General features: G+C 64.0%; 23 protein-coding genes and 2 pseudogenes. 14 read left to right on the top strand and 11 right to left on the bottom strand.

All coding sequences use genetic code 11. The features are described 5' to 3' along the window. The 5 genes and pseudogenes from ACZXDY_RS39395 to ACZXDY_RS39375 form a co-directional block, all read left to right on the top strand. Positions 1–161, top strand: a pseudogene (locus tag ACZXDY_RS39395) (IS630 family transposase); the annotation flags it as partial. Positions 162–164: 3 nt separating this feature from the next. Continuing rightward, positions 165–602, top strand: a pseudogene (locus ACZXDY_RS39390) (nucleoside 2-deoxyribosyltransferase); the annotation flags it as partial. After that, positions 599–1,351: a TlyA family RNA methyltransferase gene (locus ACZXDY_RS39385; protein ID WP_464349204.1), complete on the top strand. Its 753-nt coding sequence runs from the start codon at positions 599–601 to the stop codon at positions 1,349–1,351. The pseudogene ACZXDY_RS39390 and the gene ACZXDY_RS39385, both read left to right, overlap by 4 nt. Next, entirely contained in the window at positions 1,344–2,588 is a 1,245-nt protein-coding gene (locus tag ACZXDY_RS39380) for a class I SAM-dependent RNA methyltransferase (RefSeq protein ID WP_464349203.1), read from the top strand. The genes ACZXDY_RS39385 and ACZXDY_RS39380 overlap by 8 nt, the downstream gene beginning before the upstream one ends. A gap of 311 nt (positions 2,589–2,899) precedes the next feature. Further along, on the top strand, positions 2,900–3,994 hold the full coding sequence (locus ACZXDY_RS39375; protein ID WP_464349202.1) for an Acg family FMN-binding oxidoreductase: 1,095 nt from the start codon (positions 2,900–2,902) through the stop codon (positions 3,992–3,994). 83 nt (positions 3,995–4,077) lie between these two features. Here the strand turns inward: ACZXDY_RS39375 and ACZXDY_RS39370 are convergent, their stop codons facing one another. Next, positions 4,078–4,929 carry a DUF1194 domain-containing protein gene (locus tag ACZXDY_RS39370; protein ID WP_464349201.1) on the bottom strand — a complete coding sequence of 284 codons (852 nt, stop codon included), beginning with the start codon at positions 4,927–4,929 and terminating at the stop codon, positions 4,078–4,080. A 267-nt stretch (positions 4,930–5,196) separates the two neighbouring features. On the opposite strand from ACZXDY_RS39370, the gene clpS reads away from it, so the two are divergent. After that, on the top strand, positions 5,197–5,502 hold the full coding sequence (gene clpS, locus ACZXDY_RS39365; RefSeq protein WP_028168298.1) for an ATP-dependent Clp protease adapter ClpS: 306 nt from the start codon (positions 5,197–5,199) through the stop codon (positions 5,500–5,502). 99 nt (positions 5,503–5,601) lie between these two features. Continuing rightward, positions 5,602–6,360: a hypothetical protein gene (locus ACZXDY_RS39360; RefSeq protein ID WP_464349200.1), complete on the top strand. Its 759-nt coding sequence runs from the start codon at positions 5,602–5,604 to the stop codon at positions 6,358–6,360. A 15-nt stretch (positions 6,361–6,375) separates the two neighbouring features. Here the strand turns inward: ACZXDY_RS39360 and ACZXDY_RS39355 are convergent, their stop codons facing one another. The 4 genes from ACZXDY_RS39355 to fabI all read right to left on the bottom strand — a co-directional run bounded on the left by ACZXDY_RS39355 (position 6,376) and on the right by fabI (position 10,233). Then, entirely contained in the window at positions 6,376–7,557 is a 1,182-nt protein-coding gene (locus ACZXDY_RS39355) for an adenylate/guanylate cyclase domain-containing protein (RefSeq protein ID WP_464349199.1), read from the bottom strand. 23 nt (positions 7,558–7,580) lie between these two features. Then, positions 7,581–8,666: a chorismate synthase gene (gene aroC / locus ACZXDY_RS39350; protein WP_464349198.1), complete on the bottom strand. Its 1,086-nt coding sequence runs from the start codon at positions 8,664–8,666 to the stop codon at positions 7,581–7,583. A gap of 137 nt (positions 8,667–8,803) precedes the next feature. Beyond that, positions 8,804–9,403, bottom strand: coding sequence for a histidine phosphatase family protein (locus ACZXDY_RS39345; RefSeq protein WP_464349205.1), 600 nt, complete (start codon positions 9,401–9,403; stop codon positions 8,804–8,806). A gap of 11 nt (positions 9,404–9,414) precedes the next feature. After that, the gene (gene fabI, locus ACZXDY_RS39340) at positions 9,415–10,233 is read right to left on the bottom strand and encodes an enoyl-ACP reductase FabI (protein WP_464349197.1); all 819 of its coding nucleotides are present in this window, start codon (positions 10,231–10,233) and stop codon (positions 9,415–9,417) included. A 184-nt stretch (positions 10,234–10,417) separates the two neighbouring features. On the opposite strand from fabI, the gene ACZXDY_RS39335 reads away from it, so the two are divergent. Then, entirely contained in the window at positions 10,418–10,909 is a 492-nt protein-coding gene (locus tag ACZXDY_RS39335; protein ID WP_028168292.1) for a sigma-70 family RNA polymerase sigma factor, read from the top strand. Positions 10,910–10,985: 76 nt separating this feature from the next. Next, a complete protein-coding gene (locus tag ACZXDY_RS39330; RefSeq protein WP_028168291.1) occupies positions 10,986–11,759 on the top strand; it encodes an anti-sigma factor family protein in 774 nt (257 codons plus the stop codon). A gap of 391 nt (positions 11,760–12,150) precedes the next feature. Here the strand turns inward: ACZXDY_RS39330 and ACZXDY_RS39325 are convergent, their stop codons facing one another. Together ACZXDY_RS39325 and ACZXDY_RS39320 are read right to left on the bottom strand one after the other, a co-directional pair. Next, positions 12,151–13,125 (bottom strand): DnaJ C-terminal domain-containing protein, encoded by a 975-nt coding sequence (locus ACZXDY_RS39325; RefSeq protein WP_464349196.1) that lies wholly within the window; start codon positions 13,123–13,125, stop codon positions 12,151–12,153. A 106-nt stretch (positions 13,126–13,231) separates the two neighbouring features. Next, positions 13,232–13,636 carry an RT0821/Lpp0805 family surface protein gene (locus ACZXDY_RS39320; RefSeq protein ID WP_130227363.1) on the bottom strand — a complete coding sequence of 135 codons (405 nt, stop codon included), beginning with the start codon at positions 13,634–13,636 and terminating at the stop codon, positions 13,232–13,234. A 123-nt stretch (positions 13,637–13,759) separates the two neighbouring features. Here ACZXDY_RS39320 and pdxH point away from each other — a divergent pair, with 123 nt between their 5' ends. Together pdxH and ACZXDY_RS39310 are read left to right on the top strand one after the other, a co-directional pair. Beyond that, positions 13,760–14,401 (top strand): pyridoxamine 5'-phosphate oxidase, encoded by a 642-nt coding sequence (pdxH, locus tag ACZXDY_RS39315; RefSeq protein ID WP_208825588.1) that lies wholly within the window; start codon positions 13,760–13,762, stop codon positions 14,399–14,401. Between the two features lie 117 nt (positions 14,402–14,518). After that, positions 14,519–15,271, top strand: a complete 753-nt coding sequence (locus ACZXDY_RS39310) for an SDR family NAD(P)-dependent oxidoreductase (RefSeq protein ID WP_028168287.1) — start codon at positions 14,519–14,521, stop codon at positions 15,269–15,271. 360 nt (positions 15,272–15,631) lie between these two features. Here ACZXDY_RS39310 and ACZXDY_RS39305 read toward each other — a convergent pair whose 3' ends face one another. Both ACZXDY_RS39305 and ACZXDY_RS39300 read right to left on the bottom strand, forming a co-directional pair. Beyond that, on the bottom strand, positions 15,632–15,850 hold the full coding sequence (locus ACZXDY_RS39305; RefSeq protein ID WP_028168286.1) for a hypothetical protein: 219 nt from the start codon (positions 15,848–15,850) through the stop codon (positions 15,632–15,634). Positions 15,851–16,012: 162 nt separating this feature from the next. Next, a complete protein-coding gene (locus tag ACZXDY_RS39300; RefSeq protein ID WP_028168285.1) occupies positions 16,013–16,990 on the bottom strand; it encodes a magnesium transporter CorA family protein in 978 nt (325 codons plus the stop codon). A gap of 344 nt (positions 16,991–17,334) precedes the next feature. Here ACZXDY_RS39300 and ACZXDY_RS39295 point away from each other — a divergent pair, with 344 nt between their 5' ends. Then, the gene (locus ACZXDY_RS39295; protein WP_028168284.1) at positions 17,335–18,018 is read left to right on the top strand and encodes a L,D-transpeptidase; all 684 of its coding nucleotides are present in this window, start codon (positions 17,335–17,337) and stop codon (positions 18,016–18,018) included. 20 nt (positions 18,019–18,038) lie between these two features. Here ACZXDY_RS39295 and ACZXDY_RS39290 read toward each other — a convergent pair whose 3' ends face one another. Next, positions 18,039–19,235, bottom strand: coding sequence for an extensin family protein (locus ACZXDY_RS39290; protein ID WP_464349195.1), 1,197 nt, complete (start codon positions 19,233–19,235; stop codon positions 18,039–18,041). An 82-nt stretch (positions 19,236–19,317) separates the two neighbouring features. Between ACZXDY_RS39290 and ACZXDY_RS39285 the strand changes: the two genes are divergently transcribed. Beyond that, a complete protein-coding gene (locus tag ACZXDY_RS39285) occupies positions 19,318–20,946 on the top strand; it encodes a fatty-acid--CoA ligase (RefSeq protein WP_464349194.1) in 1,629 nt (542 codons plus the stop codon). Between the two features lie 165 nt (positions 20,947–21,111). Here ACZXDY_RS39285 and ACZXDY_RS39280 read toward each other — a convergent pair whose 3' ends face one another. Next, positions 21,112–21,927 carry a hypothetical protein gene (locus tag ACZXDY_RS39280; protein WP_464349193.1) on the bottom strand — a complete coding sequence of 272 codons (816 nt, stop codon included), beginning with the start codon at positions 21,925–21,927 and terminating at the stop codon, positions 21,112–21,114. An 800-nt stretch (positions 21,928–22,727) separates the two neighbouring features. On the opposite strand from ACZXDY_RS39280, the gene ACZXDY_RS39275 reads away from it, so the two are divergent. Then, positions 22,728–23,576 carry a DUF1499 domain-containing protein gene (locus ACZXDY_RS39275; protein ID WP_130227368.1) on the top strand — a complete coding sequence of 283 codons (849 nt, stop codon included), beginning with the start codon at positions 22,728–22,730 and terminating at the stop codon, positions 23,574–23,576. Positions 23,577–23,669: the final 93 nt, after the last annotated feature.

The following is a 23,669-nucleotide window of genomic DNA, read 5'->3' as shown; positions in this document are numbered from 1 at the left end:
TCGAACAGACTTTCGCCAAGATCAAGCACTGGATGCGCATCGCGCAGAAGCGCACCCTCGAAGACATTTGGCGACACATCGGCGACCTCGTCACCTCGATCCAGCCTACCGAATGCAGCAACTACTTCGCCAACGCTGGATATGCTTCCATCAAAACGTGAAACGCTCTAGACGCTTCCCTCATCATCTTCAAGGGCAACGAGGCGATGATGGAGGCGGCCGATGCCGTCATCGCCAATTTGACGCCGTTTCGTGGCCCCAGTGCCGACGCAGGCACCGTCTATGAGCTCGGCTACATGGCGGGGCGCGGCAAATTGTGCTTGGGCTATTCGAACGACCCCGCGTCATATGCAACTCGCGTTGCGCGCCTATATGAAGTGACGACGTTGCCCGACGGCCGCCTTGCCGATGGACACGGCCTCACTGTGGAAGAGTTTGGCTTGCCCGACAATCTGATGATGATGCACGCCCTCGACCTGCACGGCTGCCCGCTCGTGACGCCGAAGGCTGCACCTGCGGATATCTGGCACGACCTCACCTGCTTCGAGGCCTGCGTCCGCCTTGCCGCAGACCACGGGCGAAAGACGGGTCGAAGCCGATGAAGAAAAGCGAAAGCGAGCATGTCCCGCGCAAGCGCGCGGATGTGCTGCTGGTCGAGCGCGGGCTGTTCGAGAGCCGGGCGCGGGCGCGCGCGGCGATCGAAGCCGGGCTCGTGATCGCCGACGGCAAACAGGTGGCGAAACCCTCCGATACGCTTGCGTCCGATGCGACGCTGTCGGCGGAGCCCGCGCACCCCTATGTTTCGCGCGGCGGCGTGAAGCTGGCCGGGGCGCTGGAACAATATCCTGTAGAGATCGAAGGTCACGTCTGCCTCGATGTCGGCGCTTCGACCGGCGGCTTCACCGAGGTGCTGCTCGCCAATGGCGCCAGCCTGGTGTTTGCCATCGACGTCGGGCACGGCCAATTGCATCCTTCGCTGCAGGGCCATCCCAGGGTCGTGTCGATGGAAGAGACCGATATCCGCTCGTTCGAGGGCAAGCGCCTGCCGGCGCGGCCGGACGTCGTCGTCATCGACGTCAGCTTCATCTCGCTGAAGTTGGTGTTGCCGGTCGCGCTGTCGCTCGCTGCAGCGCCGATGCACCTGCTCGCGCTGATCAAGCCGCAATTCGAGGCGCAGCGAAAGCATTTGAAGCATGGCATCATCCGCAACGCGATGGTGCATCAGGAAATCTGCGACGACATCGCGGCCTTTGCCGCTGCCCAGGGCTGCACCGATATCCAGGTCTTTCCGTCCCCGATCACCGGCGGCGACGGCAACATCGAATTCTTCCTCGGCGCGCGCCGTGGCTGAACGGCTGATGATCGACCATGTCGGCCATCGCGGCGACGGCGTCGCGATGGAGAACGGCCAGGCGATCTATGTGCCTTATGCGCTCGCCGGCGAGACGATCGAGGCGGCTAGCGTTCCCGGCCATCCCGACCGGCGTCGATTGCTCCAGGTCGAGCGTGCCAGTCCCGAACGCATCGCGCCGTTCTGCCCGCATTTCGGCGTCTGCGGCGGCTGCGCGATCCAGCATTGGGATCATGAAAGCTACCAGGCCTGGAAGCGCGAGCTCGTCGTCGAGGCGCTGGCGCAGGCCAAGGTTGCGGCCGAGGTCGCCCCGCTGATCGACGCCCACGGCCTCGGGCGCCGCCGCATCACGCTTCACGCGCGGATGGGCACGCATGAGGTGCTCAAGGTCGGCTTCGCCGCGGCAAGTTCCCACGACATCATCCCCGTCGATCGTTGTCCGATCCTCGATCCGGGTCTCAGCGGCGCGCTCGACGCCGCCTGGGCGATCGCCGAGCCGTTGATAGCGATGGGCAAGCCGCTCGACATCCAGGTGACTGCAACCCTCAATGGCCTTGATGTCGACGTCCGCGGCTCCGGCGCCCTGCCCTCGACCATGATCGCCGCCCTGTCGCGCATCGCCGCACAGCATCGCTTGGCGCGGCTGGCGCGGCATGGCGAGTTGGTGCTGATGCGCGCCTCTCCCGCGCTGATGATCGGAACGGCCCAGGTGATTCTGCCGCCGGGCTCGTTCCTGCAAGCGACCATCGCCGGCGAAGAGACGCTGGCGCGGCTCGTCAGCGATCACTGCCAGCGCGCCAAGCACGTCGCCGATCTCTTCTGCGGCGTCGGCCCGTTCGCCCTGCGCCTCGCCACGAAATCGCGGGTCGCCGCCTTCGATAGCGACGCCGGCGCTGTCACGAGCCTGCAGAAGGCCGCGACCTCGACGGCGGGCTTGAAGCCGGTCAAAGCCGAGCCACGCGACCTGTTCCGCCGCCCGCTGGTGCCGCAGGAATTGCGCGACTACGACGCAGTCGTGTTCGATCCGCCACGCCAGGGCGCTCAGGCGCAGGCAACCCAGCTTGCCGCAAGCAAGGTGCCCACCGTCGTGGCGGTGTCCTGCAACGCCGCGACCTTCGCCCGCGATGCAAAAATCCTGATCGACGGCGGCTACAGGATCGAAGGCGTCACACCTGTCGACCAGTTCCGCCACACACCGCACGTCGAGCTGGTGGCGCGATTTACGCGCAAGCGCTGACCGCCGTAGCCAAATCGCATCACGTCGGAGATGCCAGTTGATGTGCCCTCGCCCCTTGTGGGCGAGGGCTGCTCCGATGTCAGCCACGAATTCGTTTGGGTGAGGGGTTGCCTCCGCGCGCACCGTCGCCCGCGGAGAGAACCCCTCATCCGGCGCGCATTGCATGCGCGCCACCTTCTCCCACAAGGGGAGAAGAGAAGAATGCCGCGGCTCCCTTCGCGTAGTAGGACGGCAGGCTTTGACCTCGGTCAACAGCCATAGGCCGCGACGGCGCTAACTGCTTTCTAGTGGAATTGCGTGGAAGCGGGTCGATGCTCATCGATAGACGACAGATGTTCGGAACCGCGCTTGGGCTTGGCGCGGCGGCGATCATAGGCTTGTCGTCGCAGGCAGGAGCAGCAGCAATGACGTATGAGGAGGCGGCCGGCATCGTCAGAGCGCCGTTGCGGTCCACGCCGCGAAACCGAGAACTGGTGCGCTTTGCCAGCCTCGCGGCCAACAGTCACAACACTCAGCCCTGGACCTTCACCGCGAGCGCCGACAGGATCGTCATCACGCCGGACTACGCGCGCAGATGTCCCGTGGTCGATCCGGACGACCACCATCTCTTCGTCAGTCTGGGATGCGCCGCCGAAAACCTCGTGCTGGCAGCCTCGATGCTCGGGCTGAAGGCGAATGCGGTTGTCGAGGGCGACGAGATCGTGATCGATCTGGAAGCAGCTCGCTCCTTGAGCTCGCCGCTCGCCGAGGCGATCACGGTTCGCCAGAGCACCCGCACGATCTATGACGGCAAGCCCGTTTCACCCGAGACGCTGCGCTTGCTGGAGAGCGCATGTCGGGAGCCTGGCGTCTCGACCATCATGATAAGCGACCGGGCCGGGATCCTGGACGTCGCCGACTACGTTGTTCAGGCTAACTCGGCACAGATGCGCGACAAGGCGTTCATCGACGAACTGCGACGCTGGCTGCGCTTCAGCGAAGCCGACGCCATGGCGAAGATGGACGGATTGTTCTCGCGCTGCTCTGGAAATCCCGCGCTGCCCGCCTGGATTGCCCGGCCGCTTCTCAGCTTCTTCCTCACCGAAGAGGCAGAGAACAAGAAGTATCGCGAGCAGATCGCAAGCTCGGCGGGTGTCGTCGTCCTTGCATCTGATGCCGGCGACAAGGCCCACTGGATCGCAGTCGGCCGCGCCTGCCAGCGTTTCGGACTGCAGGCGACCGCGCTCGGACTGAAATATGCGTTCGTCAATCAACCGGTCGAGGTGCCCGCGATCCGCTCGCAATTCGCCTCGCTCCTGGATCTTGGCGGTCGGCGCCCGGACATCATCATGCGCTTCGGCACAGGGCCCGCTCTGCCGAACTCGCTGCGCCGGGCACCGGAACAGGTGATGCGCGAGATGTCATAGCGGACGCCTGCCGGTTTGGAGGTGCCGGTTGATGTGCCCTCGCCCCTTGTGGGAGAGGGCTGCTCCACTGCTAGCGACGGACGCTACCTCCCCCACCGATCCTGCCAGATCTTTTCCCCGATCATGCAGCTCACGCGCGGCTCCTTTTCGGCCACCGGCACGATCTTGCGCTCCGGCGTACGACCGGCGACTTCCATCAGGAGCTTGGTGCGGATCGCTTCCTTGAATTTCTCGCGCTCCTTGATCGTCACCACGAAAGAGCCTGGACCGCCGATCACGCAGTCCTCGTAATACTGATCGAGATTGTCGATATCCATGGTGGAATAAGACGGCTCCTTCACCATGATCGGCAGGCCGTTGATGACGATGCCCTTCTCCAGCGCCGCGTCGCGCGCGGTCGAGACCGGTGCGCCGTTATTGTTGGGACCGTCGCCGGAAATGTCGATCACGCGCCTGAGGCCGCGATAGGGATCTTCGTCGAACAGCGGCACCGCAAAATTGATCGCACCCGAGATCGAGGTCCGCGACGCCCGGCGGATCGGCGTCTTCATGATCTCGGCGGCAACAGCGTCGGCCGTTTCCGGGCCGTCGATCAGCCGCCAGGGAATGATGATCTTCTGATCAGAGGAAGCGGCCCATTCGAAATAGGTCACCGAGATCTTGCCGTTCGGACCGGCCTTGAGTGCCTGCAGGAACTCCTTCGATACGATTGCCTGCGCGTAGCCCTCGCGCTGGATCGCGAGTTCGTCCATGTCCATGGAATAGGAGACGTCCACGGCAAGTATCAGTTCGACATCGACGGTGGGGTTCGCGTCCTTCTCCACCACCTGGCGGGTGCCCTGGTTGCCCGGTCCCGGCGCGGCGATGCCGGCCCCGTCGCCGCCGACGAGCCAGCCTGCGACAAGCACAACCCCGATCGAGACATACCAGCGCATGAGCTGCCCTCCCGTCGAACGTCAACAATGGTGACACGCAAACTGCGCGGCGCAAAGGGCGAACATCATTTGTCCTTCACATTCAGGTTAGCCTTCCGTCCAGCTCTGCTAGCCTCGCCTTGTACTCGCCGCGATTTTGGCGAGGTTTTGTCGCTTGCCCGCGATTATCCCGCTCCTGCAAGGAGCCCGTGCAAAAACCCCCGGTTCCGGGATCGCCAGGAAGGCGATATTATTTAGGGTTCGCAGAGCAGCAGGAAGTGCCGCACCATGAGCGACACCGTCACCACCCCCAAAACCAAGGTCAAGACCAAGGTAGAACGGCCGCGCCTGCACAAGGTCATCCTGATCAACGACGATTACACGCCGCGCGAATTCGTCGTCACCGTGCTGAAGGCGGAATTCCGCATGACCGAGGACCAAGCCTATAAGGTGATGCTCACCGCACACCAGCGCGGCGTCTGCGTGGTTGCGGTCTTCACCAAGGACGTCGCCGAGACAAAGGCGACCCGCGCCACTGACGCCGGCCGCGCCAAGGGCTATCCGCTGCTGTTTACGACCGAGCCAGAGGAGTAGGCTGCGACGAGACCCGAAAGGTTCTGGTAACCGGATTTCCTGCCAATTTTAGCTGCCGGTGCGACCGACGGTTCAGTTTTTGCCGGCATGATCGCGTTCATGACGGTCGCATTCCGCAAGCAACGGCAGGCCTCCCTTCCGGACATCTCGTTCGGGCCGTATCGATTTGTTATTCTCGCGCTGCCATGGCTGATACTGGCCGCGGCGATGCGGGTCATTGCCTTCGGCGGCGGCGGAGTTGCTCTGCCTGCAATCATCATCGCCAACCTTGCCGTCATTCACGCCGTTCTCGTAGCAGCTCAACGCTGCATCGAAATGACCGGCGGCCAAAGCAGCCTCGGCGAGCTTGGGATCGCGGAGCAATTCAAATTGTCGCTCGCGATCGCGTGTCGGATAGCGCTGTTGATGATCGCGGCAGCGGCCGCGCTTGCGGCGGCCGGCTACGGATCCCTGGCGCCCCATATGCTGGCGGGAATCGACGGCATGGCCTTCGATCAGTTCAGCGTCATAGGAAAATTCTGGAGCGCCGCAGTCGGCGACGTGACACTTCTGATGGTTGTCGGTGCCGAGCAAAACGGCGGTCGGGTGGCATTCTTCGAAGCCGCTGGCGAGCTTGCAAGGCGGTGGTTCTGGCTGGGGGCCGCCGTGATAGTTCTTGGGGTGGTCAATCTAGGTCTGAGCTTTGGCCAGGGCTTGGTCCGCAGTGCGATTGTGGTTTTCTGGCAGACCTCCACGTCCAGTCAGCTCGTCAAGAATCTCGTCTATTTCGTATTCATCTTCAGCTTCGCAATGCTGCGGTTGTGGGCGACACTGTTGATCCTGACCTACGGCCTGAAGCAGTCCTATGTCCACGACTAGGGGTCGCCGCGGAATTCAGCTGGCAGACGTTTCGCCCATCAGGCCATAGACGCGCTGGGCCTTGGAAAAACCTGCGATCGGAAATTCGCCGAGATCATCCCAGCCGCCGCGGCAGATGCCGGCAAAGCCTTCGGAGGCCACGACCGTGCGGCCAAGTCGGCCGGCGATCTTCTCCAGTCGCGCGGCAAGATTCACCGCTCGGCCGATGCAGGTGAAGTCGAGCCGGTTGCCGCCGCCGATATTGCCATAGAGAATTGTTCCGACGTGCAGCGCAACGCCGAAACGGAAACGCTCGACGACGTCGCCGACCGGATACCGCAGCGCCTCGACGCTGGCCCGCATGTCCTGCGCGGCTTCCAACACGTGCGAACAGACCTGTTGCGCATCCCCGACATACTCATCGATCGGAAAAACCGCCAGCAGTCCATCGCCCATGTATTTCAGCACCTCGCCATCATGGGCACGGATCGAGGCAACCTGGCAGTCGAAATAGCGGTTGAGCATGTCGACGACGGTTTCGGCGGGAAGCCGGTCCGATAATGCGGTGAAGCCACGCAAGTCCGACAGCCAGATCGCCGCATGCATGGTCTCGCCGTGCCCGCGCCGGATCTGACCATCGAGGATGCGCGTGCCCGCGCGGTTGCCGACATAGGTGTCAAGCAAGGTCGCGGCGACGCGGCGAAGGCCGATCACCTCGATCAGACGTGTCAGCGCCGGCAGCACCGACCGCAGCGCCGCGAGCTGTTCGTCGGTGAAACCGCCCGCCTGCTTGGTGGTCCAACTGGAGGCATGCGTGAAGCCATCGATGAAGCGTAGCGGTATGGCCACATAGTCGGTCACGCCTTCCGCGCGCATGTCGTCGAGGAAGGGAAAGCGCCGGCTTTCGGGATCGTCGGTGCGGCACCGCACCTCCCTGACCTCGCCAAAAACGATCGCAAGCGGGCTTGCGATGAACTCCGGCGTTTGCCTGATGTCGAAATCAACCGAGCCGACGACGACGGGCTCGCCGGGCTTCCAGATGAAATTGCGCCCGTAGATTTCGGGGTGCAGCGTCCGGATGAAGAACCCGACCCGCCACAGCGGGATGCCGGCCGCGACCAGGCGCCCGCACAGTTCGGAGACCATGTCGGTGACAACAGGGGTCGACCTTGCGCCGTCGATCAGCCAGTCCGCGATCCCCCTGGTGTCGATCTGCATCACGGCCTCTGTGCTGTCAGATTCTATCCAACCTGTCCCCGGTGCCGCAGGAAATGATCGGCGAGCACGCAGGCCATCATCGCCTCGCCCACCGGCACGGCGCGAATGCCGACGCAGGGGTCGTGGCGGCCCTTGGTCATGATATCGGTCTCGGCGCCGCTGCGGTCCACGGTCAGCCGCGGCGACAGGATCGAGGAGGTCGGCTTCACGGCGAAGCGCACCACCACCGGCTGGCCGGTGGAGATGCCGCCCAGGATGCCGCCGGCGTTGTTGGACAGGAAACGCACGCCGTCATTGCCGGTGCGCATCTCGTCGGCGTTCTCCTCGCCCGACAATTCGGCCGCGCCGAACCCGGCGCCGATCTCGACGCCCTTCACCGCATTGATGGTCATCATCGCGGCCGCCAGCTCGCTGTCGAGCTTGGCATAGATCGGCGCGCCGAGCCCGGGCGGCACGCCCTCGGCCACGACCTCGATCACCGCGCCGATCGAGGAGCCCCTCTTCCTGATGCCATCGAGATAATTTTCGAAGAACGCCGCTTTGTCCTGGTCCGGGCAGAAGAACGGATTGCGGCCAATCTCGTCCCAATCCCACTTATCGCGATCGATCTTGTGGGGGCCCATCTGCACCAGCGCGCCGCGGATCTTGATCTCCGGCAGGACCTTTCGCGCGATCGCGCCGGCAGCGACCCGGGTCGCGGTCTCGCGCGCAGAGGAGCGGCCGCCGCCGCGATAATCGCGCAGGCCGTATTTGGCCTCATAGGTGAAGTCGGCATGGCCGGGGCGGAACTTGTCCTTGATCGCGGAATAGTCCTTCGAGCGCTGGTCGGTGTTCTCGATCAGGAGGCCGATCGGCGTGCCCGTCGTCACCTGCACGCCGGTCTCCGGATGCGCCATCACGCCGGACAGGATCTTCACCGCATCCGGTTCCTGGCGCTGGGTGGTGAAGCGGGACTGGCCCGGCCGGCGGCGGTCGAGATCGTGCTGGATCTCCTCAACCGTCAGCGGGATCAGCGGCGGACAGCCATCGACCACGCAGCCGATCGCCACCCCATGGCTCTCGCCGAAGGTCGTGACCCGAAACAAATGGCCAAAGGTGTTGTGGGACATGCTTTGTCGTAACGCGGCGAGAGAAGGCGGTCAAATCCCTCTTCCTCGTCATGGCCGGGCTTGACCCGGCCATCCACGTCTTGCCGCGACGAACAACGTGGATGCCCGGGTCAAGCCCGGGCATGACAGAGAGTGGGTTAACTATACTTCACCAGCTCGCCGTCGCGAAAGACGTAGACGGCGCCCTGCTCGATGTAGAGGTCCGCGGCGCTATCAGGGGTTTCGATCCCGAGCGAGACCATCAGGGCACGGCAGGTGCCGCCATGCGCCACGACGACGGTGTCGCCCGGGAGCGAGTCGTACCAGTCGCGCACCCGAAGCTGCACCGCGGCGTAGGTCTCGCCACCCTCCGGCGCCATCGTCCATTTCGCGGTCTGGCGCTTGGCGTAGAGCTCGGGATCGGCGAGTTGCATCTCCGCCAGCGTCGAGCCTTCCCAGACGCCGTAGCCGATCTCGCGCAACCGGTCGTCGAGCGAATAGTCGCCACGCGGCAATTCCAGCGCGCGACGCGCCAGCTCCATGGTCTGGCGCGCCCGTCCGAGCGGGCTCGAGACGTAGGGCAGCGTTGCCCTGTCATATCCGTCGCGCGTGAGAAGGTCGGCTAGCACATGGCCGGCATGGGACGCTTGCGCGCACCCACGATCGTTCAGCGGAATATCCAGGGTGCCTTGAAGCCGGCCTTCCGCGTTCCATGCCGTCTCGCCATGGCGGATGTAGTAGATTGTTGGCATTGCTATCGACGCAGCAGCTATTCCTTGGCGAGCGAAATGTCAGGCGCATCGGGACGCTTCATGCCGACAATGTGATAGCCGGAATCGACGTGATGCACCTCGCCAGTGACACCCCGGGAAAGATCGGACAACAGATAAAGCGCGCTGTCGCCGACCTCCTCGATCGTGACCGTGCGTCGCATCGGCGCGTTGTACTCATTCCACTTCAGAATGTAGCGGAAATCGCCGATACCGGAGGCCGCGAGCGTCTTGATCGGACCTGCCGAGATCGCGTTGACGCGGATGTTCTTCTCGCCGAGATCGGCGGCGAGATAGCGCACGCTCGCCTCCAGTGCCGCTTTCGCGACGCCCATCACGTTGTAATGCGGCATCCACTTCTCGGCGCCGTAATAGGTCAACGTGATGATCGAGCCGCCCTCGGTCATCAGCTTCTCCGCCCGCTGCGCGATCGCGGTCAGCGAGTAGCAGCTGATCAGCATCGACTTGGAGAAGTTCTCCGCCGTGGTCTCGATGTAGCGGCCGTCGAGCTGGTCCTTGTCGGAGAAGGCGATCGCATGCACGACGAAGTCGATCTTGCCCCACTTCTCCCTGATGACGTCGAACACCGCATCGATCGTCGCGGCGTCGGTGACGTCGCAATGGCCGAGAAGAAGCGCGTTCAATTCCTTCGCCAAGGGCTCGACCCGCCTCTTCAGGGCATCGCCCTGCCAGGTGAGCGCGATCTCGGCGCCGGCGTCGTGGCAGGCTTTGGCGATCCCCCAGGCGATCGAGCGGTTGTTGGCGACGCCAAGGATCACGCCGCGCTTGCCCTGCATCAGACCCGATTTCTGTGCCATCCGCTGTCCATTCTCGCGTTGCATTTGGTATTCGGAGGTACACCAGCGCTCCACCGCGGTACAGTCCAAATCCGCCTCCTGCTAACGCTGATTTGGCCCCGTCGCGATCGACGGAATAGTCGTGTCATTCGGGTGTTATGTTAGGCAAGGCGTCCGAGCTGAAGCAGGATGAAGATCCGGTGTCATGACCGCGTTCCGGCAGAGTGTTGAAGCCATGATCCCGGCGCTGCGCCGTTACGCGCGGGCGCTGGCGCGCGATGCCGATATCGCCGACGATTTGGTGCAGGACACCTTGGTGCGGGCGCTGCGTTCCGAGCGGCTGTTCCTCGGCGGCGACGTGCGGAGCTGGCTCTATACGATCCTGACCAACCTCAACAAGAACCGCCGCCGCTCGCTGGCGCGGCGGCCGCAATTCATGCCGCTGCTGGACAACAATCCGGACGCCAGCGGCACCGAGGCCGAAGGCCGCGATATTGCGCGCGCGCTGGCGACGCTGGTGGAAGAGCAGCGCGCGGCGCTGCTTCTGGTGATGCTGGAAGGATTGAGTTACCGCGAAGTCGCCGACATCCAGGGCGTGCCGATCGGCACCGTGATGTCCCGGCTTGCGCGCGCTCGCGCCCACGTTAAAGCCTTCCTCGAAGGCGAACGGGCGACGACGCTGAGGCGGGTGAAATGATGGCAGGCGTTGTGCATAGCCATGACATCAGGTTGAGGCGATTTGGATTGTTGAGGATTAGACAGAGACGACTGCGATGACCAACCCCAGGATTCCCGTCACCGAGGACGAGCTGCACGCCTATGTCGACAACGAATTGCCGGCGGAGCGCCGCGGCGACGTCGAGGCGTGGCTGGCAGCGCACCCCGATGACGCCGAACGGGTGCGGTCGTGGCTCGCCATGGCCGACGTGCTGCACGCGCGCTACGATTCGGTCGCAGACGAGGCGGTGCCGAAGCGGCTCGAGATCGAGCAATTGGTGCGCCAGCCGCGCAAGCTGGTCTATGGCGCCATTGCGGCGGCGCTGGTGGCATTCATCGCCGGCGGCGGCGTCGGCTGGATCGCGCATGGCGCGGCGGCCAAGCCCTCGCCGCTGCAGAGCTTCACGCTCGATGCGATGGACGCGCACCGGCTCTATGTGGTCGAGGTCCGCCATCCGGTCGAGGTGCCCGGCGATGAGCGCGCCCATCTGCAGGCCTGGCTGACCAAGCGCTGCGGCTGGGACGTGCGCGCGCCGGAGCTGTCGGCGGCGGGATTGAAGCTGGTTGGCGGCCGGCTGCTGCCTGGCCCGACCGGGCGGCCGGCTTCTTTCCTGATGTATGAAAGCGCCTCCGGCGAGCGCTTCACGGTCTACGCCTCCAAGGCGCAGGCGGAGACCACGCAAATGCGGTACGCCACGCACGGCAATGAGGGCGCGCTGTTCTGGGCCGACCGCGGCGTCGGCTACGTCGTCTCAGGCGGCAGCGACCGCAACCGCCTGACCCAGATCGCGCAAGCCGTCTACGACCAGATGGAAAAGACCGGCGGTTGAGCCAGCACGATCGTCCCCGGCCACCACCGAGAAAAAAGGGCCACCTGCGACAGCAAGCGGCCCAAGTCTAGGGAGGAAACGCCCAAGGAGGGCTGCGACAGCGCCAAGCGCCATCGCACAACGTTATGTAGTTCGCGCAGACGGATTCGAAAGACCGGGCGATACCGGGTTTTGCGAAAACGCCCGCATTTCGCGGACGTTCGTGACGCAATGGCCACACTTGCCCGATGTCCCAATTCCGTCATCGAAAATCTGGAATAAGGACATCTGCGCGTCTCAGAATCGCACCGGATGTTCCCGCGTTATCGCGCAGCGCTTGATCCGCCGATCAGCGCTCGCGGCCTCGATTGGGGTTTGGTATTGCGCTGGTCCCCCTCTCGAGGCCGCACCCTCAGCCAAGATCGCTGCGGGGATTGTAAGGATGCTGGTCGCGCCACTTCTGCATCAATGCTTCCAGCTCAGCATCGTTCCCATCAGGCAGGATGATTCGAGTGGTGACGTAGAGGTCGCCCCCGCCGCCCGACTTCGGTAGTCCCTTGCCCTTCAGCCGAAACGTCCGCCCGCTCGAGGTGTTCTTGGGGATCGACAATTCGACCGCGCCGCCAAGCGTCGGCACGCGGACCTTGCCGCCCAGCACCGCCTCGTACAGCGTGATCGGCAGCTCGACCCTGAGATCGTTGCCGTCGACCTTGAAGAAGGAATGCGGCGCGATCGTCACTGTGATCAGGAGATCGCCCGGACGATGGCCGGGCGCCGTCTCGCCCTGCCCCTTCAGCCGGATCTGCTGGCCGGAGCTGACGCCGGCGGGAATCTTGACATTGAGTTCCTTGCCGGTCGGCAGGCGGACGCGCTTCTCGGCGCCGTTCACCGCCTCCTCCAGCGACACAGTCATGGCGACGCTCTGGTCGAGGTCGAGCCCGACGCCGCCGGTATCGAATTCAAACTGGGTGCCGCCGCCCCTGCGCGCACGCGCACCGGCGCCGAACATGCTGTTGAGGATGTCCTCGAAGCCGCCTGCACCGCCGCCTTCCATGCCGCCGCCAGAGCCGCTGCGGAACGTATAGGTTTCGAACCCGCCCGGACCGGCACGGCCGCGCGCATCGCCGCCGCCAAAGCCTCCGCCGGGGAAGCCCTGGAAACGCGGCTTGCCCTCGGCGTCGATCTCGCCGCGGTCAAATTGCTTGCGCTTCTCCTCGTCGCCAACGATCTCGTTGGCCGAGTTGATCTCGGCGAAACGCTCGGCAGCCTTTGGATCGTTCTTGTTGCTGTCGGGATGATGCTTCTTGGCGAGCTTGCGATAGGCGCTTTTGATCGCGGCAGCGCTGGCGCCCCGCGGCACCCCCAAGACCTCATAGGGGTCGCGCATTCGTCACGTCTCCTTCACGGGAAATCAGACCTGAAATTTTCGGGCTTGTCGCCCCACTTTGGTGTCATTTGGGGACGCCGTGGCATTTTTGCAACTGCTTTGGCGTTCAGGATTTCCAAGGTTTCAGACTATGGATCTCCCACCTCCCGCGTCCGGCCTTGCAGCCGGCACCCTGCAGCCAGCTCTCGGTCCGGCCGTTGACATAGCTTGCCAGGAAATCCCGGCAAGTCCGACCGTCCTCGGCGGCATAAGCCTGAGACAACGGCGTCACCGAGCCGCGCGCGCCGGTCTCGGGATTTTCCCAGGCCTGGCTGGAATCCTTGTCGCCCTTGGTCAGCACGTCGGAGGCGGCGTTGCGGGCAAAGGCGAGGTCGCTGTCGGTCGGCGCCGATGACCTTACGTGGGGCGCGCCGAGCGACCCAGTCAAGTCCCTGTCGTCCAGCCGGGCAAAACTGTCGCCGCGCGACAGGGCGCAGCCGCCGGCCCCTAGGCCGATTAGAACCAATGTCATCACCGTCCCCGCCGGGCGGATCGCCGATAGGCCAACGCGTCCCCATGCCCTATATAAGGACGTCCTATATAGGGCGAGTAACGCGCGCTCTGAGGCCGACGGACGCAACGCTGGACTCCTGACATGACAGACACGACCTCCATCAAACACCCTACACCGTTAACATCGGGTGATTTTACCGCTGCGGAAGAACCATTTGCGCTGTTCGCCGAATGGTTTGCCGAAGCAACCAAGTCCGAGCCGAACGATCCCAACGCGATGGCGCTCGCAACCGTCGACGCGGGCGGGCTCCCGGACGTGCGGATGGTGCTGATGAAAGGCTATGACGCTGATGGCTTCGTGTTCTACAGCCACGTCGCCAGCGCCAAAGGCCGCGAACTCGCCGCAAATCCTAAGGCCGCTTTACTATTCCACTGGAAATCCTTGCGCCGGCAGGTGCGCATCCGCGGCAACGTGTCGCCGGTGAGCGACGCCGAGGCCGACGACTATTTCGCGACGCGCCCGAAGCAGGCGCAGCTTGGCGCCTGGGCCAGCAAGCAGTCGCAGCCGTTGGAGAGCCGTTTCGCCTTCGAGCAGGCGATCGCGAAGGTCGCCGCGAAATATGTGATCGGCGAGGTGCCGCGCCCTCAGGGGTGGAGCGGCTGGCGCATCAGCCCTGTCAGCATCGAGTTCTGGCACGACCGTCCCTACCGCCTGCACGACCGCATCGAATTCCGGCGCGAGGGCCCAGGCCAAGCCTGGACCAAAGTAAGGCTTTATCCGTAAGACTCAGACCGTCATGGCCGGGCTTGTCGCGGCCGTCCACGTCTCAGTTTCGAGCCAGTCCGAACACGTGGATGCCCGGCACGAGGCCGGCATGACGAAGAACGAGAGAACCGTCCAATGCCGAACCATTCCAACGCGCCGCGACGCACGCTGCTCCTGACCGGCGCCAGCCGCGGCATCGGCCATGCTACCGCGATCCGGTTTTCCTCGGCCGGCTGGCGCGTCATCACCTGCTCGCGGCACGCCTTTCCGGAAGTTTGCCCCTGGGGCGCCGGACCCGAGGATCACATCGAGGTCGATTTCGGTGACCATGACGACACCGTGCGCGCAATCTCGGAAATCCGCAGGCGGCTGGAGAACGACGAACTGCACGCGCTCGTCAACAATGCGGCGATCTCGCCCAAGGGGCCGGGCGGCACGCGGCTCGGCACCATGGACACCGATATCGACACCTGGCTGCATGTCTTCCGCGTCAACTTCTTCGCGCCGATCATGCTGGCCCGCGGGCTGATCAACGAGTTGAAGACCGCCAAGGGTGCGGTGGTGAACGTCACTTCGATCGCGGGCTCCCGCGTGCATCCGTTCGCGGGCGCGGCCTATGCCACCTCGAAAGCGGCGCTCGCGGCGCTGACGCGCGAGATGGCGTCCGATTTCGGCCGCGTCGGCGTCCGCGTCAACTCGATCGCGCCGGGCGAGATCGACACCTCGATCCTGTCGCCGGGCACCGAGAAGATCGTCGAGCAGCAGATCCCGATGCACCGCCTGGGCACTCCAGACGAAGTTGCCAAGATCATCTACGTCCTGTGCACGGAAACCAGTTCCTACGTGAACGGCGCCGAGATCCACATCAATGGTGGCCAGCACGTGTAGGACAGATTGCTGAGTTGACGGCTCTCTCCGGAGACACTGTCGCCCGTGGAGACAACCCCTCATCCGGCGCTTCGCACCACCTTCTCCCACAAGGGGAGAAGGGAAGAACGCCTTGCCGACGCCAGTTGATGTGCCCTCGCCCCTTGTGGGAGAGGGCAGCTCCGCCATCACCACGGGCTCATTCGGGTGAGGGGTTCTCTCCACGTATACCGTCGCCTGTTCGCGGGCGAGCGACCACGGCTGCTATTTCCAATTTATCGGATCGTGCGTAACAAACGAGGAGCACGAAGCAATCCAGACCGTTTCCGCCGTCAACTTCTGGATTGCTTTGCCTGCACTCGTTAGCGGCCGTCCTGGCCGTCAATCCGCGTAGAACTTCCGCGGCTTCTCAACCACTCGCTGCGCGCTGGTGTTGTAGGCGCTCGAGCACTCGTCTTCGTTTTCGCCATCGAGCAGGGCTGCACCGCAGTGACGGCAGGTGCGCGGCGATAGCGCCTGCATCCTTCCAACCATGCGGTCCTGCTGATAGCGCGCGAAGTCGATGATGTTACGCCGTGGCGTTATGATCTTCTCAACCATTGCTGTCCTCCGGCTTGAGGCCGGGGGTTATCGCAGCAAAGTTTCGCTCAAACGTTCAGCGCAACACTCAAATTTTAGCGGAGGATTCGCGGAGGAATTGCGGCAGGCTTATTGCCGCGACCGCGACCGCGATGGAACTCGCGATCGTCCGCAGCAATGGAACTAGAGCCACTTCTTCAATTTGAAAAGGTAGTACGGCACGATCGCTGCAATCAGCATCATCACCAGCGCGATCGGATAGCCGTGCGGCCAGTCGAGTTCCGGCATCGCCTTGAAGTTCATGCCGTAGATCGAGGCGATCAGCGTCGGCGGCATCAGCACCACGGCCATCACCGAGAACAGTTTGATGATGTTGTTCTGCTCGAGATTGACGACGCCGAGCATGGCGTCCAGCGTGAAGGTGATCTTGTTGGAGAGATAGGAGGCGTGGTCGGTCAGGGAGGCGACGTCGCGCTGCATGGTCTTGAGCTGCTCGCGCATGTCCTTGGACCATTTGACGCCTTCGATCACCGCCGACATGAAGGTGACGACGCGACCGATGGAGACCAGGCTTTCACGCACTTTCGAGGTCAGGTCGCCCTTGCGCCCGATCTCGATCAGGATCCGCGAATATTGCTTGGCATGGCCGTGCCGCTCGGCCTCCGGTTCGAAGATGTCGTGGGAGACCTGGTCGATATCGGCGCCGCAGCGCTCCAAAATGTCGGCGCAGCGGTCGATCACCGCATCGAGCAATTCCATCAGCACCATCTCGCCGTTGATGGTGGGCGCGCAGGACCGCCCAAGCTTGGCCTCGACCAGCGCGAACGGTTTCGGCTGGTCGTAGCGCACGGTCACCAGTCGATGGCCGGCCAGGATGAAGGTGACCGCCGTGGTGTGGGGCATGTCGGTGTCGGAATGGCACATCAGCGTCGCGGTCATGTAGCGCGCGCCGTTCTCGATATAGAGCCGGCTGGAAATCTCGATTTCCTGCATGTCCTCCCGGGTCGGCACCGCGATCCCGGCCAGCCGCTCCACGGCGCGGTCCTCCTCCGGCGTCGGCCTGACCATGTCGATCCAGACCGCATTCTCCGGCAAGGCCGCAACCTCGTCGGAAACGACCTTTTTCAGCGTGAAATCGGCAGGAACGAACACTGACAGCATCAGCAACTCCGGAACAGGGCACCGGCGCACCCAACAGGACTAAACGCGATTCTGGCAAGGGCTTCATGACCGGCGCATTAACCGCCTGTCCATATTTGTGGCGGCGAAATGGCGGCGGCGCGGCCCGGACTTGGCAACCGTTGCTGATCTGCACAGAAATCGGCCGCCGATGGCAGGACTTGCGGCAAAAAAGCCACAGAAGAGGTCCCGCGACGCGGGATAGGTCTCTAAACGCTGGGAATAGCGGCAGGTTTCGGCAATAATACGATCAAAGAGATGATGGAATCGTGGCGATTGGGGCGCATTTTCGCGCTGCGAGCGCAGATTTGCAACGGAAGTGTACCATGTCGTCGCTGAAAGTTACGCTGGGGATTGTGGCCGCCGGCCTGATGTTATCGGGTTGCATGCAGGCCACAACCTACGAGGCCACCAACACCGCCAATTTCAAGCAGCGCGATAAGGACCTGCTGGCGAAGACCACCTACGCGAAAGTTCCGGTTGCCGAGCCGTTCCGCCGCGCCATTGTGGATTACCACCGCAAGGAGGCGCCGGGTTCCATCGTGGTCGATTCCGATAACCACTACCTTTACCTCGTGCAAAAGGACGGCAAGGCGATCCGCTACGGCATCACCGTCGGCGAAGAAGCCATGGCATGGTCCGGCATTGCCAAGGTCGGCAGCAAGACCGAGTGGCCGGCCTGGCACCCGACGCCCGGCGAAATCTCCAGGCTCGGCGTTCCGACCTATGTCGCGCCAGGACCCGACAACCCGATGGGTTCGCGTGCGCTCTATCTGTACTCCGGCGGCAAGGACACGCTGTTCCGCATCCACGGCACCAACCAGCCCGAATATATCGGCGCCTCGATCTCCTCGGGCTGCATCCGCATGACCAATGAGGACGTGATCGACCTTTATGACCGCGTCGGCGTCGGCACCGTCGTGGTCGTGCTGGAGCCGAAGCACGGCGACTCGCCATTCAATTCGAAGATGGCGCTGCAGGGCGGCGGCAGCAACGCCATGGTGCAATAGTTCGCTTGCGGAAGACGCGATCAATGGCGCCGGCTTTGCCGGCGCTTTTTTGTTGGCTGCGGGTTGGTCGCCGCAGGCTTTGACTCCGTAGCGTCGGAATCGCCGGCATCCGGCTTCGCATTTTTTGACTTCGTACTCTCCGACTTGGTGTCAGTCTTGGTGTCGCTCTTGGCGCCGGTCTTTGGCTCATCCTTGGCGGCGACCTCGCGCGGCGGCGCTTCCTCGGGGCGCTCGGCCGGCAACAGCGGCGCGACGGCCGGCAGCGGGTCCAAGACATCCCACTGGCAGATCCGATAGTTGTTTCGCCGCTCCATCCGGTCGAGGTGGATGTGGTCCTCATGGTGGCCGTCGGAGCCGGGCCCCAGCACGGTCGTGAAGCGGGTGCAGGCCGAGTGCAGCATGCTCTCGCGCAGATCGCGCGCCACATTGCGGTCGGTGAGCGCGATCGTGCGGCCGTTCGCCAGCCTGAAGGCGCGGACATCGAGCGCATTGGCGCGGCCATGTTCGGAGAGCTGTGCACCGGCGACGCCGTTGCGGCCGCGGCACTGGAAGGAATCGAGATTGTCCAGGTCGCTGATGCTGCTGCCGAGCGCTGTGGCCAGCGGCGCGATGTCGGAGCGCACCCAGTCGGCGATCGCGGTAGCCATGGTGCAGCGGAGGATCGCCGCCGGCTTCACCGCAACCTTTCGCTTGTCGGGCAGCACGATCGCCTCCAGCCGCACCAGATCGTCGCCGCCGCAGCCGCCGGGACCATGGATATCGGGGACGCTTGGCGCGACGGCGATCTCTTCCGTCAGCGCCTGCCGGCAGGCTGAGGGCTGCGGCGGCGGAGCCTGCTCGGCAGCTTTTTCGTCGGCAGCCTTGTCGACGGCTTTGCCGTGATCGGCCGGCGGCGCCTTGTCGGCGGCTTTGCCATGATCGGCTGGACGGGCCTTTTCGGCGGCCGCAGGCGGCTCAGGCGGCTTTGCGGCAGGCGCCTCGGCCGGACGCGGCTTTGGCAATGGCACCATCACTGCCCGATGGACGGCGCGATGCGACCTTGGCCGGGGCGGCGCGAACAGGTCGGCGAAGGGAAACGGGACCGACCTGCGGGCCGCCAGGGCGGGTTCGGCCAGCATTCCGAGCAATATGGCTACGGCGGTAACCAATGCCATTCCGGTGCGGCCAAACGCACCATAATTGGATTTTCGGCTTGCTTTCTCCGCGCTACAGTTCATGTCAATTTCATGATTGGACGGCTGGCTATACTGTCTGGCTGGCCGGTCATGCGAGAGAAAAACACTGAGGAGGGACGTGCGTATGCTTGGTTTGATGCAGGACTGGCCTTTGCTGTGTCACCGGATTATCGAACACGCAGCGAAGTATCACGGCACACAGGAGGTCGTGACGCGGTCGGTCGAAGGCCCGATCCATCGCACCACCTATGCCGAAATCCATGCGCGCGCGCTGAAGGTCTCGCAGAGCCTGGAGCGCGACGGCATCAGGCTCGGCGATCGTGTCGCCACCATCGCCTGGAATACTTGGCGCCATCTCGAAGTCTGGTATGGCATCATGGGTATCGGCGCGATCTGCCATACCGTCAACCCGCGCCTGTTTCCCGATCAGATCGCCTGGATCATCAACCATGCCCAGGACCGCGTGGTGTTGACCGACCTCACCTTCGTGCCGGTGCTGGAGAAGATCGCCGACAAGCTTCCGAGCGTCGAGCGCTTTATCGTGCTGACCGACAAGGCGCACATGCCAGAGACCACGCTGAAGAACGCGGTCGCCTATGAGGACTGGATCGCGGCGTCCGACGGCAAGTTCCAGTGGAAGACGTTCGACGAGAACACCGCAGCGGCGATGTGCTACACGTCGGGCACCACGGGCGACCCCAAAGGCGTATTGTATTCGCACCGTTCCAACGTGCTGCATGCGCTCATGGCCAACAACAAGGATGCGCTGGGCACATCCGCGACCGATACAATGCTGCCGGTGGTGCCGCTGTTCCATGCCAATAGCTGGGGCATCGCTTTTTCCGCGCCCTCGATGGGCACCAAGCTGGTGATGCCCGGGCCGAAGCTCGACGGCGCCTCGGTCTACGAATTGCTCGACACCGAGAAGGTGACGCACACCGCCGGCGTGCCGACAGTGTGGCTGATGCTGCTGCAGCACATGGCCGCCAACGACCTGAAGCTGCCGCACCTGGAGATGGTGATATGCGGCGGCTCGGCGATGCCGCGCTCGATGATCGAGGCTTTCCTCAACATGGGCGTGGAGCCGCGCCACGCCTGGGGCATGACCGAGATGAGCCCGATCGGCACGGTCGCGGCGCTGAAACCGCCCTTCGGAGAGCGCACCGGCGAAGAACGGCTCGACGTCCTGCAGACGCAGGGCTACCCGCCGTTCGGCGTCCAGATGAAGATCACCGACGATGCCGGCAAGGAGCTGCCGTGGGATGGCAAGACCTTCGGTCGGCTCAAGGTCTCGGGCCCGTCGATCGCCAAGGCCTATTTCCGCGTCGACAGCAGCATTCTCGACGAGGAAGGCTATTTCGACACCGGCGACGTCTCGACGATCGATGCGCACGGCTATATGCGGATCACCGATCGCTCCAAGGACGTGATCAAGTCGGGCGGCGAATGGATCTCGTCTATCGACCTGGAGAACCTCGCGGTCGGCCATCCGGCCGTGGCCGAGGCCGCCGTGATCGGCGTGTTCCATCCGAAGTGGGACGAGCGTCCGCTGCTGATCGTGCAGCTCAAGCAGGGCCAGCAGGCGACGCGCGAGGAGATCCTGAAGTTCATGGACGGCAAGATCGCGAAATGGTGGATGCCCGACGATGTCGTCTTCGTCGACGGCATTCCGCACACCGCGACCGGCAAGATCCTGAAGACCGCGCTGCGCGATCAGTTCAAGAGCTACAGTCTCCCGACCGCGGCGGCGTAGCGAACAGGTTCTCCGTCATGCCCGGGCTTGGCCCGGGCATCGACGTGACTTGGCGAGAGCCCGTAGGGTGGGCAAAGCGAAGCGTGCCCACCATCACGAGCGGAGTGATTATGGTGGGCACGCTTCGCTTTGCCCACCCTACAGCCGGCGCAAGTTGATGCGCCCTCAGCGCGGGGGCGTGAGCGCATCAAGTTGGCGCTGAGCTTCGGGTTCGCCCCATTCTTTCGCTTTTTGATACCAGTTGCGGGCCTGCGCGAGGTCCGCGAGCGGGCCACTGGCGCCCAATTGCTTGAGCACGATCGGGTCGTAAGTCCGGGCAAGGAGCAGCGCGGCGCGCGCGTCTCGTGCTTCGGCGGCGCGCAGCAGCAGTAGCCTCGCCGCCGCGATGTCGCCGCTGGCGAGCAAATCCTGTCCGCGCTTGACGACAACGGAAATTTCCTTCGGATCCAGATTGCGCACGGTGTCCATCTGCGGCGGCGGGGAAGCGGCCGCAGGCCGAGCCGGCACCGCAGCCACGACAGCCGCCGGTGGCCGCGCCGCAACGCTGGCAGCGGCTTTCCAGGAAAGCCGGATTGAACTACCCACGAGCGCGGCACCGTCGCCGTCACGCAATTCTACCGTCACCACCATCTGGCCGACGAAGCCGTCCGGCGGAATGACCGACACGGCGGAAATCTCCGACGCGGACACGCGCCACTCGTTGGCGGCGACGCGCTTGCCAGCCGTCAGCCGCGCGCCGGCTGGCAATCCGTTGATGGCAATGACGGCACCAGGAGGGGGAGCACCCACGCGCAGCCCGAGCGGCAGCGCGTCGTCGGCGAGCCCGCTGCTGTCCTCGACGGCGAGGGTCGCAGCCCGCTTGCGTTGCGGCGCCGGAAACAGCGAGGTCTTAAGCGACTGCCAGGAAGACGAGATAGATGCGATGGCGTTCGACTGAACCCCAGGACTTTGCGACGCCGGAATCACCATGACGACGATCATCGCGATGGCTGCCGCAACCGCTGCCGCGATCGCGAACCTCGCTCCCACGCGGAGCAGCGCGCGCCTTCCCGAATTGCGGAGAACGGATGGCGCCTCCATGGGCTCCATCGCTTCCTGCATGGCTTGGGCGACGGCCTTGGTGAACATTTCCGAATGGTCGCGACGTCGAGGCTTGCGCAGCGGTTGCAAGGGCGGATCGTCGACAGTCAACGATGGAGGCTCCGCGGACCGTCTGAGCGGCGCCGCCGGCTGCCCGCTTATCGCCCGCTCCCACGGCTCGCGCGGGGCGTAGTAGGTCGGATCGTTCGGATCAACGTAGCCTTCGTCCCTGCCGCCATTCATACTGAACGCTCGCCCTGAGGCGGCTGCCCACCAGCCCGCTGATGTACGCCGGCTACGCTGTTCGCGATCCTTACAGCCCATGAGGATGCAACCGCGCACCTCCGGTCCGCCTGCGGCGACGACCGTGAGCTTAGGTCCTCTTGCAACGCTTCCGGCTGACGCCCGCCGTTATCCTTTTTTTGATTGCCGTTGGCCGATGTCCTTCGCCAGGACGGTCCCTTTTGCTTCAGCGGTTCCGACAACCTAGAGTGGAGCCTTTAGCCCAAAGTTCCGCCGAGTCAATCGACAACTAGAGATCACTTTGATTGAATGGTTAATCGGTTAGGTTGCCGAATTTTCCCGTACCTTGTCCCATATCGCCGCAAACCTTGAAATTGCCGGGCCGCCGTGGTCTCAAGCTGAGAGTTTTCAACCGGCCCCTTGCAGTGGGCCAAGCCACAACACGGCAGTTCTCACCGATGGCCCGCAGGTTTTCTGTTCCCTATCAGTCGGAGCCGGTGTCCAGCCTCGCCACCTGGGCACGCAACCTCGCGATCTTCTCCGCCGTCGCGGTGATCGTCTCGATCCTCATCGTCCGCTTCGGCTTCCTGGAGATGAAGCCGGCGCTGGCGACCTTCTTCGGTGCGCTGGCCTGTGCCGGACTTTCGATCCTGCTTGGCTTCGCCGCCTTCGCCGCGATCTGGCAGAATGGTTCGCGCGGCATGGGTCGCATCCTTCTGGCCTTCCTGATCAACGCGCTGGTGCTCGCCTATCCCGCCTATCTCGCCGTGCAATATCGCCGGCTGCCGCCGATCCACGACATCACCACCGACCCGATCGATCCGCCGCGGTTCGAGGCGCTGTCGCGCCTGCGCACCAGCGACGACACCAATTCGGCCGTCTATGCCGGGCTCTACTCAGCCGATCAGCAGCGCCGCGCCTATCCCGATATCGAGACCGTCGAGCTCGAGGTGCCGGTGGACCGCGCTTACGCGGTGACGCTGCAACTGGTGAACCGGCGCAAATGGCTCGTGATCGATGAGCGTCCGCCGACGCCACCGCGCCGCATCGGCCGTATCGAGGCGGTGGCGCGCACGCCGATCATGGGCTTCCGCGAGGATGTCGCGATCCGCATCATGCCCGACGGCGAGGATTCGCGGGTCGATATCCGCTCGGCCTCGCGCTATTTCGAGGCTGACCTCGGCAGCAATGCTGCGCGCGTGTCGAAGCTGATCGAGGACATCAACACCGCCGTCGACAACGCGAAAGCCGCGCCGAAGAAGGCGCCGGCGCCGCCGAAGGTGCAGGCAAAGACCGTGAAGAAGTGAAGCGGCGCGCCGGACACCGCTAGCAGTCTGCTGAAAAACCTTAAAATGGAGAGTTTTCGTCTTCTCGGCGGTTGTTGTTGGAGCGGCGGGGTG

It is taken from the genome of Bradyrhizobium sp. LeoB3 (genome assembly GCF_055456055.1).
This window is presented reverse-complemented; position numbering and strand designations above follow the sequence as displayed.